The organism is Streptomyces sp. NPDC096324 (assembly GCF_044763015.1).
GTDB lineage: Bacteria > Actinomycetota > Actinomycetes > Streptomycetales > Streptomycetaceae > Streptomyces.
Genome location: NZ_JBIWFK010000020.1, coordinates 78,488 through 94,301 on the forward strand (window position 1 = coordinate 78,488; position 15,814 = coordinate 94,301).

At 71.7% G+C, this 15,814-nt stretch carries 14 protein-coding genes; 11 read left to right on the forward strand and 3 right to left on the reverse strand.

Annotation, left to right across the window (positions count from 1 at the left end):
• Nucleotides 1-92: 92 nt before the first annotated feature.
• From ACIQ7M_RS36900 to ACIQ7M_RS36935, 8 genes are all read left to right on the forward strand, one after another.
• Nucleotides 93-2,024, forward strand: coding sequence for an acyl-CoA dehydrogenase family protein (locus tag ACIQ7M_RS36900; protein WP_403652479.1), 1,932 nt, complete (start codon nt 93-95; stop codon nt 2,022-2,024).
• A 495-nt stretch (nt 2,025-2,519) separates the two neighbouring features.
• Complete coding sequence (dxr, locus tag ACIQ7M_RS36905; protein ID WP_355765258.1) at nt 2,520-3,776, forward strand: 1-deoxy-D-xylulose-5-phosphate reductoisomerase; 1,257 nt, start codon at nt 2,520-2,522, stop codon at nt 3,774-3,776.
• Nucleotides 3,773-5,077 (forward strand): M50 family metallopeptidase, encoded by a 1,305-nt coding sequence (locus ACIQ7M_RS36910; protein WP_386988008.1) that lies wholly within the window; start codon nt 3,773-3,775, stop codon nt 5,075-5,077. The genes dxr and ACIQ7M_RS36910 overlap by 4 nt, the downstream gene beginning before the upstream one ends.
• A 170-nt stretch (nt 5,078-5,247) precedes the next feature.
• Entirely contained in the window at nt 5,248-6,405 is a 1,158-nt protein-coding gene (gene ispG / locus ACIQ7M_RS36915; protein WP_355765253.1) for a flavodoxin-dependent (E)-4-hydroxy-3-methylbut-2-enyl-diphosphate synthase, read from the forward strand.
• A 433-nt stretch (nt 6,406-6,838) separates the two neighbouring features.
• Entirely contained in the window at nt 6,839-7,600 is a 762-nt protein-coding gene (locus tag ACIQ7M_RS36920) for an SDR family oxidoreductase (protein ID WP_389848028.1), read from the forward strand.
• Between the two features lie 385 nt (nt 7,601-7,985).
• Nucleotides 7,986-8,834 (forward strand): GNAT family N-acetyltransferase, encoded by an 849-nt coding sequence (locus ACIQ7M_RS36925; protein ID WP_403652485.1) that lies wholly within the window; start codon nt 7,986-7,988, stop codon nt 8,832-8,834.
• Nucleotides 8,835-8,895: 61 nt separating this feature from the next.
• Nucleotides 8,896-9,468, forward strand: a complete 573-nt coding sequence (locus ACIQ7M_RS36930; protein ID WP_403652488.1) for a GNAT family N-acetyltransferase — start codon at nt 8,896-8,898, stop codon at nt 9,466-9,468.
• A 71-nt stretch (nt 9,469-9,539) separates the two neighbouring features.
• Nucleotides 9,540-11,231: a proline--tRNA ligase gene (locus tag ACIQ7M_RS36935; RefSeq protein ID WP_386988017.1), complete on the forward strand. Its 1,692-nt coding sequence runs from the start codon at nt 9,540-9,542 to the stop codon at nt 11,229-11,231.
• Between the two features lie 300 nt (nt 11,232-11,531).
• Here the strand turns inward: ACIQ7M_RS36935 and ACIQ7M_RS36940 are convergent, their stop codons facing one another.
• The 3 genes from ACIQ7M_RS36940 to ACIQ7M_RS36950 are packed head-to-tail and all read right to left on the reverse strand — an operon-like array spanning nt 11,532 to nt 13,642.
• Nucleotides 11,532-12,488 carry an aminoglycoside phosphotransferase family protein gene (locus ACIQ7M_RS36940; protein ID WP_403652524.1) on the reverse strand — a complete coding sequence of 319 codons (957 nt, stop codon included), beginning with the start codon at nt 12,486-12,488 and terminating at the stop codon, nt 11,532-11,534.
• A 39-nt stretch (nt 12,489-12,527) separates the two neighbouring features.
• Nucleotides 12,528-13,001 (reverse strand): ferritin-like domain-containing protein, encoded by a 474-nt coding sequence (locus ACIQ7M_RS36945; RefSeq protein ID WP_355765239.1) that lies wholly within the window; start codon nt 12,999-13,001, stop codon nt 12,528-12,530.
• A complete protein-coding gene (locus ACIQ7M_RS36950) occupies nt 12,998-13,642 on the reverse strand; it encodes a hypothetical protein (protein WP_403652492.1) in 645 nt (214 codons plus the stop codon). Before ACIQ7M_RS36950 ends, ACIQ7M_RS36945 begins: the two co-directional genes overlap by 4 nt.
• 251 nt (nt 13,643-13,893) lie before the next feature.
• On the opposite strand from ACIQ7M_RS36950, the gene rimP reads away from it, so the two are divergent.
• From rimP to ACIQ7M_RS36965, 3 genes are all read left to right on the forward strand, one after another.
• On the forward strand, nt 13,894-14,391 hold the full coding sequence (gene rimP, locus ACIQ7M_RS36955; RefSeq protein ID WP_328447446.1) for a ribosome maturation factor RimP: 498 nt from the start codon (nt 13,894-13,896) through the stop codon (nt 14,389-14,391).
• Nucleotides 14,392-14,393: 2 nt separating this feature from the next.
• Complete coding sequence (nusA, locus tag ACIQ7M_RS36960; RefSeq protein ID WP_355765230.1) at nt 14,394-15,392, forward strand: transcription termination factor NusA; 999 nt, start codon at nt 14,394-14,396, stop codon at nt 15,390-15,392.
• Nucleotides 15,393-15,493: 101 nt separating this feature from the next.
• Entirely contained in the window at nt 15,494-15,772 is a 279-nt protein-coding gene (locus ACIQ7M_RS36965) for a YlxR family protein (protein WP_355765228.1), read from the forward strand.
• Nucleotides 15,773-15,814: the final 42 nt, after the last annotated feature.

Here is a 15,814-nt window from a genome sequence, read left to right on the forward strand (position 1 = left end):
GTGGGGTCATCCGGAATCGGGTAAATACGATCGAGTAGAACCGGTCGGTAATGGACTGTCCCAAGATCCCTATTCGCGGCGAGGTGAGCCTCATGTCCGCCACACCCCACCAGCCCACAGTCACCGAACGCGAAGCCCGGCAGGTCGCCGAGGCCGCGCGCGAACAGGACTGGCGCAAGCCGAGCTTCGCGAAGGAACTCTTCCTGGGCCGCTTCCGGCTCGACCTGATCCACCCCCACCCGCTCCCGGCCGACGAGGACACGCTGCGCGGCGAGGAGTTCCTGGCCAAACTGCGGGACTTCTGCGAGACGAAGATCGACTCCGCCCGGATCGAGCGCGAGGCACGGATCCCGGACGAGACCATCACGGGGCTCAAGGAGATCGGCGCCCTCGGCATGAAGATCGACACCAAGTACGGGGGGCTCGGCCTCACCCAGGTGTACTACAACAAGGCCCTCGCCCTGGTCGGCTCGGTGAACCCGGCGCTCGGCGCGCTGCTGTCCGCCCACCAGTCGATCGGCGTGCCCCAGCCGCTGAAGCTCTTCGGCACCCAGGAGCAGCGGGACGTCTTCCTGCCGCGCTGCGCCCGTACCGACATCTCCGCCTTCCTGCTCACCGAACCGGACGTCGGCTCCGACCCGGCGCGGCTCGCCACGACCGCCGTGCCGGACGGCGACGACTACATCCTCGACGGGGTGAAGCTCTGGACGACCAACGGCGTCGTCGCGGACCTCCTCGTCGTCATGGCGCGCGTCCCGAAGTCCGAGGACCGCAAGGGCGGCATCACCGCCTTCGTGGTGGAGGCCGCCTCGGAGGGCGTCACCGTCGAGAACCGCAACGCGTTCATGGGTCTGCGCGGCCTGGAGAACGGCGTCACCCGCTTCCACCGGGTGCGCGTGCCCGCCGCCAACCGCATCGGACCCGAGGGGGCGGGCCTGAAGATCGCCCTCACCACCCTCAACACCGGCCGCCTCTCCCTGCCCGCCATGTGCGTGGGCGCGGGCAAGTGGTGCCTGAAGATCGCCCGCGAGTGGACGTCGGTGCGTGAGCAGTGGGGCAAGCCGGTCGCCTTCCACGAGGCCGTCGGCTCCAAGATCTCCTTCATCGCGGCCACCACCTTCGCGCTGGAGGCCGTGCTCGACCTGTCGTCGCAGATGGCCGACGAGAACCGCAACGACATCCGCATCGAGGCCGCCCTCGCCAAGCTGTACGGCTCCGAGATGGCCTGCCTGATGGCCGACGAACTCGTCCAGATCCGCGGCGGCCGGGGCTTCGAGACGGCCGCGTCGCTGGCGGCCCGGGGCGAGCGCGCGGTCCCCGCCGAGCAGGTCCTGCGCGACCTGCGCATCAACCGCATCTTCGAGGGCTCCACGGAGATCATGCACCTGCTGATCGCCCGGGAGGCCGTCGACGCCCACCTCTCGGTCGGCGGCGACCTCATCGACCCCGACAAGACCCTCTCCGAGAAGGCCAAGGCGGGCGCGAACGCCGGTGTCTTCTACGCCAAGTGGCTGCCGAAACTGGTGGCGGGCGCGGGCCAGCTCCCGCGTTCGTACAGCGAGTTCGACCAGGACGTGGACCTCTCGACGCATCTGCGGTACGTGGAGCGCAACGCCCGCAAGCTCGCCCGGTCCACCTTCTACGCGATGTCGCGCTGGCAGGGCCGCATGGAGACCAAGCAGGGCTTCCTGGGCCGGATCGTCGACATCGGCGCCGAGCTCTTCGCGATGAGCGCGGCCTGCGTACGGGCGGAACACCTGCGCAAGAAGGGCGATCACGGGCGCGAGGCCTACCAGCTCGCCGACGCCTTCTGCCGCCAGTCCCGCATCCGCGTCGAGGAACTCTTCGGACGGCTGTGGAGCAACACCGACGACATCGACCGCAAGGTCGTCAAGGGCGTCCTGTCCGGCACCTACACCTGGCTGGAGGAAGGCGTCCTCGACCCGTCCGGCGACGGTCCCTGGATCGCCGACGCCACACCGGGCGCCAGCACCAGGGAGAACGTCCACCGGCCCATTCGCTGACGCTCTCCCCGGTGGTGCGCACTCGTCCTGTCCGCCGCCCCGCTCGCCGCCGCCGCATCCGTGCGTGGCGACGGACGCGGCGACGGACGCGACGGGGGACGGGGACCTCCACCACGTGCCCCGGTGGTTCTCCCCCTTACCGTGCCGGCACCCGACACGGCCGACGGCGCGGCCGAAGGCGTGTTCACCCCCGCGCCGCCGCCCGGCAGCGCGCCGGCCGTTCCCGGCCCCGCCGGCGGACGGCCCGCGCCCGGCCGCCGAGGCCCGCCTCCGGGCGCCGCGGCAAGCGCTGACCTGCGGATCGGCGGAGCGGACGGCCCTGCCGCCACCCCCGCGGGCAGCTGCCGCCCACCGCGGGCCCGCACGGGCCGCCCGCTCTCCGCCTCTCCGCCGAAGCCCCCTCGGCGCGTCCGGGCACCACCGGTCACGTGGGCGGACGGCGGGAATGAGGGACGCCCGGTCCTCCGGCCGCCGCGTTGCGGCCACAATGGGGGGATGAGCGACAGTCCAGCCCCCCTCGCCGATCCGCATCTCGTCTTCGACCCCGTGAACGGAGTCCGGGATGTCGTGATCCTCGGATCCACCGGATCGATCGGCACCCAGGCCATCGACCTCGTGCTGCGCAACCCCGACCGGTTCCGGGTCACCGCGCTGTCCGCCGCCGGCGGCAGGGTCGCCCTGCTCGCCGAGCAGGCCCACCGGCTGCGGGTACGGACGGTCGCCGTGGCGCGCGAGGACGCCGTCCCGGCGCTCAGGGAGGCCCTCGCCGCCCGGTACGCACCCGGTGAGACCCTTCCCGAGATCCTCGCCGGACCGGACGCGGCCACCCAGGTCGCCGCGTCGCACTGTCACACCGTCCTGAACGGCATCACCGGCTCCATCGGCCTCGCGCCCACCCTCGCCGCGCTGGAGGCGGGCCGCACCCTCGCGCTCGCCAACAAGGAGTCGCTCATCGTCGGTGGCCCGCTGGTGAAGGCGCTGGCGAAGCCGGGCCAGATCATCCCGGTCGACTCCGAGCACGCGGCCCTCTTCCAGGCACTGGCCTCCGGTACGCGCGCCGATGTGCGCAAGCTCGTGGTGACCGCCTCCGGTGGCCCTTTCCGGGGTCGTACGAAGGCGGAGCTGGCGAACGTGGCACCGGCCGACGCCCTCGCGCACCCCACCTGGGCCATGGGCCCGGTCATCACCGTCAACTCCGCGACCCTGGTCAACAAGGGACTGGAAGTCATCGAGGCGCACCTCCTCTACGACATTCCCTTCGACCGCATTGAGGTGGTCGTGCACCCGCAGTCGTATGTCCACTCGATGGTGGAATTCACGGACGGCTCGACGATCGCCCAGGCGACGCCCCCCGACATGCGGGGGCCCATCGCCATCGGCGTCGGCTGGCCCGAGCGCGTCCCGGACGCGGCGCCCGCCTTCGACTGGACGAAGGCGTCGACCTGGGAGTTCTTCCCGCTCGACAACGACGCCTTCCCGTCGGTGGGACTCGCCCGGCACGTGGGGCAGCTCGCGGGTACGGCCCCGGCGGTGTTCAATGCCGCCAACGAGGAGTGCGTGGACGCGTTCCTGAACGGCACACTGCCGTTCAACGGGATCATGGAGACTGTCACCCGGGTCGTCGAGGAACACGGCACACCGCGTACGGGAACTTCCCTGACCCTCGCGGACGTCCTCGAAGCGGAGACCTGGGCACGGGCCCGGGCCCGTGAACTGACAGCACAGACGACAATCGCGGAGGCTCGTGCATGACGACCCTGATGATGATCCTCGGCATAGTCGTCTTCGTGGTCGGCCTGCTGATCTCGATCGCGTGGCACGAGCTGGGACATCTGTCGACGGCCAAGCTCTTCGGCATCCGGGTGCCGCAGTACATGGTCGGCTTCGGCCCGACCATCTGGTCGCGCAAGAAGGGCGACACCGAGTACGGCATCAAGGCCGTTCCGCTCGGCGGCTACATCCGCATGATCGGGATGTTCCCGCCCGGCCCGGACGGCCGGATCGAGGCCCGCTCGACGTCCCCCTTCCGGGGCATGATCGAGGACGCCCGGTCGGCCGCCTTCGAGGAACTCCAGCCCGGGGACGAGACCCGCCTCTTCTACACGCGCAAGCCGTGGAAGCGCGTGATCGTGATGTTCGCCGGTCCTTTCATGAACCTCGTCCTCGCCGTCGCGATCTTCCTCGGCGTGATGATGACGTTCGGCGTCCAGACCCAGACCACCACGGTCGGCAAGGTCTCCGACTGCGTCATCCAGCAGAGCGAGAACCGCACGAAGTGCGCGGCGGGCGACAAGGCGGCGCCGGCCAAGGCGGCCGGCCTCCGGGGCGGCGACAAGATCATCGCGTTCGACGGCAAGCCGGTCGACGACTGGGCCGCCCTCCAGTCCGACATCCGGGCCAACCCCGGCAAGGACGTCACGATCACCGTCGAGCGCAAGGGACAGCAGGTCGCCCTGAAGACCCACCTGATCAAGAACCAGGTGAGCAAGACCGACGGCAACGGCGGCTACGTCGAGGGCAAGTACGTGTACGCCGGCTTCCTCGGCTTCACGCCCGCCACCGGCATCGTCGAGCAGTCCTTCGGTCAGTCCGTGGACCGCATGGGCGACATGATGCAGAACGGCGTCGAGTCCCTGGTCTCGCTGCCCGGCAAGGTGCCCGACCTGTGGGACGCGGCCTTCGGTGACGGCCCGCGCAAGGCCGACTCCCCGATGGGCGTCGTGGGCGCGGCCCGTATCGGCGGCGACGTCTTCACCCTGGACATCCCCGCGTCGCAGCAGGTCGCGATGATGCTCCTGCTCGTCGCCGGGTTCAACCTCTCCCTGTTCCTGTTCAACATGCTCCCGCTGCTCCCGCTCGACGGCGGGCACATCGCGGGTGCCCTGTGGGAGTCCCTGCGGCGGAACCTCGCCCGTGTCATGCGCCGCCCGGACCCGGGCCCGTTCGACGTGGCGAAGCTGATGCCGGTGGCCTACGTGGTGGCCGGGATCTTCGTGTGCTTCACGGTCCTCGTCCTCATTGCCGACGTCGTAAATCCCGTGAAAATCTCATAGTCATACCGTGTTCGTGGCGGCCGGGCACCCTGGGTGTCCGGCCGCCTTCCATTGAGTGGGTTTGAGTGCCGGGGGCGTGATGTGCCCGGTGGCGCGCTCGTACCGTAATCTCGAAGCCCGGAGCCCACGATTTCCGGGACCTTGATCCATAACTTGGGGTTGCACAGCAGATGACTGCGATTTCTCTCGGCATGCCGTCCGTTCCGACCAAGCTGGCCGAGCGCCGGAAGACCCGGCAGATCCAGGTCGGGACCGTGGCCGTGGGTGGAGACGCACCCGTCTCGGTGCAGTCGATGACGACCACGCGCACGTCGGACATCGGCGCCACGCTCCAGCAGATCGCCGAGCTGACCGCCTCCGGCTGCCAGATCGTCCGGGTCGCCTGCCCGACCCAGGACGACGCCGACGCGCTCGCCGTCATCGCCAAGAAGTCGCAGATCCCCGTCATCGCGGACATCCACTTCCAGCCGAAGTACGTGTTCGCCGCGATCGACGCCGGCTGCGCGGCCGTCCGCGTCAACCCCGGCAACATCAAGCAGTTCGACGACCAGGTCAAGGAGATCGCGCGGGCCGCGAAGGACACCGGCACCCCGATCCGGATCGGCGTCAACGCGGGCTCCCTCGACAAGCGGCTGCTCCAGAAGTACGGCAAGGCGACGCCCGAGGCGCTCGTCGAGTCCGCGCTGTGGGAGGCCTCCCTCTTCGAGGAGCACGACTTCCACGACATCAAGATCTCGGTCAAGCACAACGACCCCGTCGTCATGGTCAACGCCTACCGCCAGCTCTCCGCCGCCTGCGACTACCCGCTGCACCTCGGCGTGACCGAGGCCGGTCCCGCCTTCCAGGGCACCATCAAGTCGGCCGTCGCGTTCGGCGCCCTGCTCTCCGAGGGCATCGGCGACACCATCCGCGTCTCCCTGTCCGCGCCGCCGGTCGAGGAGGTCAAGGTCGGCCTGCAGATCCTCCAGTCGCTGAACCTGCGCCAGCGCGGCCTGGAGATCGTCTCCTGCCCGTCCTGCGGTCGCGCCCAGGTCGACGTCTACAAGCTGGCCGAGGAAGTCACCGCCGGCCTCACCGGCATGGAGGTCCCGCTCCGCGTCGCCGTCATGGGCTGCGTCGTGAACGGCCCCGGCGAGGCTCGCGAGGCCGACCTCGGCGTCGCCTCCGGCAACGGCAAGGGCCAGATCTTCGTCAAGGGCGAGGTCATCAAGACCGTCCCCGAGTCGAAGATCGTCGAGACCCTGATCGAAGAGGCGATGAAGCTCGCCGAGCAGATGGAGGCCGACGGAATCGCCTCCGGCGAGCCGACGGTCTCCGTGGCGGGCTGACGCCCCCGAAAGTTCGGCAAGAGGCCCCCGGGCCCCACGCGTCCCCGAACCCCCGCGATCCGGCAACGGACCGACGGGGCGTCCGGCGAGTGCGGGGACGGGGGCCTTTCGCCGTTCCCGGGGTCCTTCCGGTGACCCGGCGTCCTTCCGCCCTCCGGCGTTCCGGTCTTCTGGCGTTCAAGTGCTCCGGTGCTCCGGTGCTCCGGTGGTCCGGCGTTCCCGGCGCCGGGCGTGGGCTCGCCGACACGCGCCCGCCGGCGCCGCGCGTGGGCTCGCCGACAGGCGCCCGCAGGGTCCGGGAGCGACGATGGGTCGGTGCGCCGGACGACACGGATCCGGCGCGGGTTTCCGCAGGCACGCACGAAGGGCAGGGCGCGGCACCGTCCCTCCCACGCGACCGCACGGCCGGACCGCTCGGCCCAGGAGGCACACCATGACCGCTGATCGAGAAGTGCGGGTGACACCCCGCCCGCCGGACATCGCCGACCAGACGGTCGTGGTGATCGGGGCGAGCGCGGGCATCGGACGGGAGACGGCCCGGCAGGTGCGCGCGGGCGGCGGCCGCCTGGTGCTGGTCGGCCGGAACCCCGACCGTCTGGAGGAAGCGGCGCGCGAACTCCGGCCGGTCGCCACCGCGGCCTTCGACGCGAGCGACACCGGCCGCCTGGCGGAGTTCTTCGAGAACCTGTCCGGCCCGGTCGACCACATCCTGCTCACGGCGGGGAGTCCCGCCTACATGCCCCTGGACGGCATGGACCTGACCGAGGCGAGCCGGGCGTTCGCCCAGCGTCTGTCCATGGCCCTCGGTGTCGCCCTCGGCAGCCGCGACAAGGTACGGGCCGGAGGCACCCTGATCTTCATCGGCGGGACCGGCGGCCGTCGGCCCGGTCCCGGCATGGCGATCGTGGGCGCCATGACCGCGGCCCTGCCCGCCCTCACCGCCAACCTGGCGCTCGAACTCGCGCCGATCCGGGCGAACCTCATCGCCCCCGGATTCGTGGACACGCCCCTGTCCGCCTCGCTCCTCGGTGACCGGCTCGAAGCTCGCCGGGAGGAGCTGCGCCGGACGCTTCCCATCGGACGGGTCGTGGGCCCCGAGGACGTGGCCGCGCTCGCCCTGCACATCATGGTCAACGAAGCGCTCACCGGGGCGACCTTCGACGTGGACGGCGGCCAGCAGCTCGTTGCCCGCTGACGGCGCACGCGGCCGACGGGGATCCGGCCCTGGGCCGCTTCAGATCGCCGAGCCGTCCTGCCCCGCTTCCCGTGCCCTGCTTCCCGTGCCTCGCTTCCCTCGCCCCGCACCGTCTCGCGCCGTGCGTCCCCACCCCACCCCGCACGCGCAGACCCGCCCCGCCCCGCACTGTCCCGGCCCGCCCCACACAGTCCCGCACCGCCCACCCCGCCCCGGCTGCGCCCCACCCCGCCCCGGCCTGCGCCCCCGCACCTCCCCCGGCCGGAGCCGGAGCCGGGCCCCGCGGCCGGGGCGGGATCGCTCCGCCCGTGCGAGGGGCGGCGGCGCACAACCTCGCCAGGTACAGTGCGGAGATCAGCAGATCCCAGGGTGAGGGCCCCCGCACGTGTTGACCCAGACCACCACCAGGGTCCTCGAACCGAGTGACCTGGACGCCGCGCTCGCCGTCCTCGGCCGCGAGCCGGTGACGAACGCCTTCGTCACCTCCCGAGTACAGGTCGCCGGGCTCGACCCATGGCGGCTCGGCGGCGAGATGTGGGGCTGGTACGAGGACGGCATGCTGCAGTCCCTCTGCTACGCGGGCGCCAACCTCGTCCCGATCTGCGCCACCCCCCGCGCCGTACGCGGCTTCGCCGACCGAGCCCGCCGCGGCGGCCGCCGCTGCTCCTCGATCGTCGGTCCCGCCGAATCCACCGCCCAGCTCTGGCGGCTGCTCGAACCGAGCTGGGGCCCCGCCCGGGAGATCCGCGCCCACCAGCCGCTGATGGTCACCGACCGGCTGCCCCCCGACATCGCCCCGGATCCGTACGTCCGCCGCATCCGCAAGGACGAGATGGAAACGATCATGCCGGCCTGCGTCGCCATGTTCACCGAGGAGGTCGGCGTCTCCCCGCTGGCCGGCGACGGCGGCCTGCTCTACCAGGCCCGCGTCGCCGAACTCGTCGGCTCCGGCCGGTCCTTCGCCCGTCTCGACCAGGACGGCAACGTCGTCTTCAAGGCGGAGATCGGCGCCGCGACCGCCGAGGCCTGCCAGATCCAGGGCGTGTGGGTGGCCCCCGAGTACCGCGGCCGGGGACTCGCGGCCCCCGGCATGGCCGCCGTGCTGCGCTACGCCCTCGCCGATGTCGCCCCGGTCGTCAGCCTCTACGTCAACGACTTCAACACGGCGGCCCGGGCGACGTACCGCCGCGTCGGGTTCCAGGAGGCCGGCGCGTTCATGAGTGTCCTGTTCTGACGCCCGGCACGGGCCCGTCGGCACCTCACGCGTCACACGGTCCGCCAGGTAGTCTCCCGGCATGCTGCGCTTCCCCGGTCACGGTCACGGTCACCGCGACGCCGACGTGGTCATCGGCCCGCTCGACCTCGCCGCGCGTGTCGACGAGGCGCTCGCCGTGCAGGCGCTCGCCTTCGGACTCGGCGCCGACGAGATCGCCGTACGCCGCCAGATCGTGCTGCGCCACCTCACGTACCCGGGGGCCCGCGCGCTCGGCGCCACCACCGTCGACGGACGGCTCGTGGGATTCGTCTACGGCATGCCCAACGACCGCGCGCACTGGTGGTCCACCGTCGTCGAGCCGTATCTGCGCGGCCAGGGCCACGACGGCTGGCTCGACGAATCCTTCGTGATCACCGAACTGCACGTCCACCCCCGGTTCCAGAACCGGGGCGTCGGCCGCACCCTGATCACCTCCATCACGGACACGGCGGCCGAACCCCGCTCGATCCTGTCCGCGATCGACATCGACAGCCCGGCCCGTGGCCTGTATCGCTCCCTCGGCTACGAGGACCTCGCACGACAGGTCCTGTTCCCCAGCGCGCCCAAGCCGTACGCGGTGATGGGCGCCCCCCTTCCCCTGCGACATGCCTAATGGATTTCCGGGGACGGCCGCTGCCCGGATAACCTCCAGGCATCACCCTTACGCAGCAGGAGTCGAGAACCATGGCCCAGGTCCAGCGCATGTCCCGTTTGATGGTCAAGACATTGCGTGACGACCCGGCGGACGCCGAGACGCTCAACCACAAACTGCTCGTCCGCGCCGGTTACGTGCGCCGCAACGCCGCGGGCATCTGGACCTGGCTGCCGCTCGGCAAGAAGGTCCTCGACAACATCTCCCGCGTGGTCCGCGAGGAGATGGACGCGATCGGCGCCCAGGAGGTCCTCCTCCCGGCCCTGCTGCCCAAGGAGCCCTACGAGGCCTCGGCCCGCTGGGAGGAGTACGGCGACCTGCTGTTCCGCCTCAAGGACCGCAAGGGCGCCGAGTACCTGCTCGGTCCGACGCACGAGGAGATCTTCACCCTGATCGTCAAGGATCAGGTCGCCTCGTACAAGGACCTGCCGGTCATGCTCTACCAGATCCAGACGAAGTACCGCGACGAGGCCCGCCCGCGCGCCGGTGTGCTGCGCGGCCGTGAGTTCCAGATGAAGGACTCGTACTCCTTCGACATCACGGACGAGGGTCTCGCCGAGTCCTACCGTCTGCACCGCGAGGCCTACCAGAAGATCTTCGCGCGTCTCGGCCTCGACTACCGCATCGTGTCCGCCGTCTCCGGCGCCATGGGCGGCTCGGCCTCCGAGGAGTTCCTCGCGCCCGCCCCCGCGGGTGAGGACACCTTCGTGGACTGCCCGGCCTGCGACTACGCCGCCAACACGGAGGCCGTGACCTTCAAGCTCACGCCCGTCTCCGAGGAGCACGGCGCGGTCGAGGAGCTGGACACCCCCGACACCCCGACCATCGAGACGCTCGCCGAGCACCTCGGTGTGCCCGCCTCCGCGACCCTGAAGAACCTGCTGGTCAAGATCGACGGCGAGATCGTGGCCGTGGGCGTCCCCGGCAACCGCGAGGTCGACCTCGGCAAGCTGGGCGAGCACCTCGCCCCGGCCGTCGTCGAGCTGGTCACGGCCGAGGACTTCGAGGGCCGCGGCGACCTCGTACGCGGCTACGTGGGCCCGCAGGGCCTGGAGAAGGTCCGCTACATCGCCGACCCGCGCGTCGCCCCCGGCACGGCCTGGATCACCGGCGCCAACAAGGTCAACACGCACGCGAAGAACGTCGTGGCCGGCCGTGACTTCGAGGTCGACGACTACCTCGACGTCGTCGTGGTGGAAGAGGGCGACCCCTGCCCCAAGTGCGGGGCCGGCCTCAAGCTGGACCGCGCCATCGAGATCGGCCACATCTTCCAGCTCGGCCGCAAGTACGCCGACACCTTCGGCCTCGACGTGCTCGGACAGCAGGGCAAGCCGGTCCGCGTGACCATGGGCTCGTACGGCATCGGCGTCTCCCGCGCCGTCGCTGCGCTGGCCGAGCAGTCGGCGGACGAGCAGGGCCTGTGCTGGCCCAAGGAGATCGCTCCGGCCGACGTGCACGTGGTCGCCGCGGGCAAGGCCCTCCAGACCGAGCTGGCGCTCGACGTGTCCGAGAAGCTCGGCGCCGCCGGCGTCCGCGTCCTGGTCGACGACCGTGCCGGTGTCTCCCCGGGCGTGAAGTTCACCGACGCGGAGCTCATCGGCGTCCCGACGATCCTGGTCGCCGGCCGCCGCTCGGCCGAGGGCGTCGTGGAGCTGAAGGACCGCCGCACCGGCGAGCGCGAGGAACTGACCGTCGAAGAGGCGATCGCCCGCCTGACGGCCTGACCGACGACCCGAGCGGCGCCCCACACCCTCACCGAAGGGATGCGGGGCGCCGCTCGGCCGTTTCCGGGTCCGCGACGCTCCGCACAGGCGGCGGCACGGCGCGCGGGACTGGCGCCGCCCGGCGCCTCCGGCGTTGTGCGGCGCGGCTCGGCGCTCCTGCGGTGCGGGCTCCCCGGGTGCTCACGCACCCTGTCCACTCCCGCCGGTGCCGACGCGTAGGAGCCCGTGGTCGGGGCGGCGTGGGCGGGCGCGGAGGACGACCTGCCTCCGCCACGGTGTCGCCTCCGCGGCGGCCGGTGGTCAGAGCCAGCCGGCGAATTCCAGGAGCAGTTCGGCGTCCTGCGGGCGGCCGACGCGGGCCGCCCGGACGCCCGACTCGACGGCGCGGAACAGGGTCCAGCCGCGCAGCCGCTCCTGGTCCACTTCCAGGGACTCGGCGAGCCGCTTGATCCGCCGCCGGGTGATCGACGGCCCCGAAGGCGACGCGATCAGGTCCTCCACCCGGTCGCGGACCAGCCGGGCCAGGTCGAACGCGCACTCGCCGACCACCGGGTCCGGTCCCACCGCCAGCCAGGGCACCCGCTCACCGGCGAGCACCTTGCTCTGCCGGAAGGTGCCGTGCAGCAGCCGTTCCTCCGGCGGCCCGGCCAGCAGCTCCTCGCGGGCCGTGAGGGCCGCGTCGACCAAGGCCGCGGCCCCGGCACCCGCTCCGGCACCCGCTCCGGCCTCCACGGTGGCCCGCATGGCCTCGGCCTGCCGCCCGGTCCGCTCCGCGACGGTCTCGAAGACGGGGTCGGCGGGCGGCTCGACCCACAGCCGCCGCAGCGTCCCCGACGCCTCCAGCAGGGCCTTCGCCTCGGGCAGCGACCGCACGGAGACGTCCGGGTGCAGCCGTTCGAGCAGCAGGACGCCATCGGTGCCGGGCGCGTCCCGCGCGCCGTCGGCGTCGAGGAGGCGGACCGCGCCGCGGCCGTCCCAGTGGGCCAGCGCGACCCGCTCGGCCTCCGGACGCGCCCGCTCGGGCGCCAGCTTCAGCACGGCGGGCGTGCCGTCCGCCCGGCGCACCAGGACGACCAGACTGCTGCGCCCGCCCGGCGCCTGCACCCGCTCCACGGTCAACTCCCGCAGCGCGACGGCCCGTCGGGCAAGGTCGGGCAGGCGCTCCAGCCACGCGTCGGTCCCGTCGGCGCCCTCCGGCCCGCCCCTGCGGGTCTCGCCGAGCGCCCGGAGAAGGCGCTGCGGCGGTTCGAAGGCCAGGGGCGAGTCCATGCGCGAGATGTTTCCTTCCAGGTCGCGTTACGTCGGCGAGGGTGCCGTGGCGGACGGGGAGGCCGCCCGCTCGGCGAGCCCAGGGAAGGCTACGCTCTCGCCGCTCCAGCGCACCGCGCGGACCGCGGCCTCGCGCAGCGCCCCGGCCGCCATGCGCCGCCGGTCGTCCTCGGTGGCGCGCACGAGGTCGGAGTACACGTCGGCGACGCGCTGTTCGAGCTCGGCCGCGAACCGTATGGCGGCGGCCGTGTCCGTCACGGGGAAGGGCAGCATGTACGCGGCCGACGCGGCCTCGGGCTCGGCGCCCATGTCCTTGACCGCGCGCGTCAGTTCGTCCCGCCGTGCCCGGTGGGCGTCGTACGCCGACCGGGCGTCCGACTGCCGGGCCGCGCCGATCCGGGCGCCCACGACGCCGTAGCCGTAGACGGCCGCGTGCTCGGCACCGAGCGCGGCCTGCAGGGCCTTGAGCTCGGCTTCCTCGGTCTTGCTCCGCTTGCTCACTTCGCCGCCTTCGTCAGCAGGAACGCGTGGGCCGCTCCGGCCGCCGCCACGGAGGCGAGCAGCCGGGCGAGTTCGCCGGGGACGTCCACCAGGGACTGTGTCCGTTCGTCGGCGAGCTTCAGTTCGGCGGCGGCGAGGTCGGCGAGCGCGTCCTTGGGCCGGGCCGCCACACCGGGGGAGACCCCGGCCGAAGCCGACTCCGAAGCCGGACTCGAAGCGGACGCCGACCCCGAAGCCGACGCCGGCGCGGATGCGGACGGGGACCCGGACGAGGATGCCGACGCGGTGGGTGAACCCGACCCCGACGCCGACGCGGCCCCCGAAGCCGCCGCCGAGGCCCCCGCGCTGCCGCCCCCGAACGCCGTCGCGTGCCGGACGACCTCCGCCCGCATCGGGCCGAGCCGCTCCGCCAGTCCGGGATGGGCGGCGATCACCGCGGTGTACCGGTCGGAGAGCGTCATGCTGTCCCGGGCCGCGCGGGCCCGGGCCCGGTCCGCGAGCGAGGGGCTCCCGCCCGTCGTGTCGTTCGACGACTCGGGAGCGGCGGAACAGCCCGCGAGCGCGAAGGCACCCGCGGCGGCCGCGAGCAGGGTCCTTCGGCGCGGACCCGACGGGGTGCGCGACGGCAGGGGGAACGACACGGCAGACGTCCTCGGAGGGCTCGTACGAATGTATGGGCGAACTGCCCGTGATCACGGTACCCGCGCATGGGCCGATCACGGCCCAGCGGCTCTCCTCCAACTGTTCACGGCGCTGTTCCGGGGAGGTCGGCGGGCACCCGTCCGGCCGCGGGCACCCGCCCGGTGGACGGCAACACCCTCCGCGACCGGATACCCTTTGAGCTGACACGCGACCAACCCACAACAGCACACGCGGCCGAGGAGTCACCCGGATGAGCACGACCCAGAGCGAGAGGCTTCGAGAACTCCTGGATCCGCTCGTGAGCTCCCAGGGCCTTGATCTCGAAGAGATCGAAGTGGAGTCCGTAGGCCGTAAGCGTGTACTGCGCGTCGTCGTGGATTCGGACGAAGGTGCCGACCTGGACGCGATCGCCGATGTGAGCCGCGCGCTCTCGGCGAAGCTCGACGAGACCGATGCGATGGGTTCGGGTGAATACACCCTCGAGGTCGGAACCCCCGGTGCCGAGCGCGAGCTCAAGGAACACCGTCATTACGTACGCGCCACCGACCGCCTGGTGAAGTTCCAGCTGGCGGAGGACGGCGAACTGCTCGCCAGGATCCTGCGGGTCGAGGACGACGGTCTCGATGTCGAGGTGCCGGGTGTGAAGGGGCGCAAGCCCACCGCCAGACGGCTCGCCTTCGGGGACATCGTCAAGGCCCGCGTCCAGGTCGAGTTCAGCCGCAAGGACAAGAAGGAAGAGGAGGCGTAGCCGTGGACATCGACATGAGTGCCCTGCGGGGTCTGGTGCGGGAGAAGGAGATCTCCTTCGACCTGCTGGTCGAGGCGATCGAGTCGGCCCTCCTCATCGCCTACCACCGCACCGAGGGAAGCCGCCGGCGCGCGCGCGTGAAACTCGACCGGGAGACCGGCCATGTGACCGTGTGGGCGAAGGAGGACCCCGAGGACCTGGAGGAGGGGCAGGAGGCCCGCGAGTTCGACGACACCCCCTCGGGGTTCGGCCGGATCGCCGCCACCACCGCCAAGCAGGTCATCCTGCAGCGCCTGCGGGACGCCGAGGACGACGCGACCCTCGGCGAGTACGCGGGCCGCGAGGGCGACATCGTCACCGGTGTGGTCCAGCAGGGCCGCGACCCGAAGAACGTGCTCGTCGACATCGGCAAGCTGGAGGCCATCCTGCCGGTGCAGGAGCAGGTCCCCGGCGAGAACTACGAGCACGGCCTGCGCCTGCGCTCGTACGTCGTCCGGGTGGCCAAGGGTGTCCGGGGTCCGTCGGTGACCCTGTCCCGTACGCACCCCAACCTCGTGAAGAAGCTCTTCGCGCTGGAGGTGCCAGAGATCGCCGACGGTTCCGTCGAGATCGCCGCCATCGCCCGTGAGGCCGGCCACCGCACGAAGATCGCCGTCCGGTCCAACCGCAGCGGTCTGAACGCCAAGGGCGCCTGCATCGGCCCCATGGGCGGCCGGGTGCGCAACGTGATGGCCGAACTGAACGGCGAGAAGATCGACATCGTCGACTGGTCGGACGACCCGGCGGACATGGTGGCCAACGCGCTCTCGCCGGCCCGCGTCTCCAAGGTGGAGGTCGTCGACCTCGCGGCCCGCTCCGCGCGCGTGACGGTCCCCGACTACCAGCTCTCGCTGGCGATCGGCAAGGAGGGCCAGAACGCCCGACTCGCCGCCCGTCTCACGGGCTGGCGGATCGACATCCGTCCCGACACCGAGCAGCCGGCCGAGCAGCGCGGGGAATAGACCGGGAATAGATCCGGCCCGCGCAACGCTTACATCACGACAACAACCGTTCGATTCTTGCCCCAAAGGGGTGAGGTCGGTACGGGGAGGTAGACTTAAGAGTGTCTGGCCGGACGCGAGCCCGCGCATGCCCTGAACGCACCTGTGTGGGGTGCCGGGAGCGAGCGGCCAAGAGAGACTTGCTGCGCATCGTGGCGGTCGAGGGCGAATGTGCCCCCGATCATCGCGGTACGCTGCCCGGCCGGGGTGCGTACGTGCATCCCGTTCTGGTCTGTCTCGATCTGGCGGTCCGCCGCCGGGCGATCCCGCGGGCGCTGCGCGCTCCGGGAGCACTCGACACGGCGGCGTTGCGCCTCTACGTCGAGCAGGCAACACCGTAAGAAGCACGTCGTACGGAACCCCCGTGCGGCCTGGTATTCCGC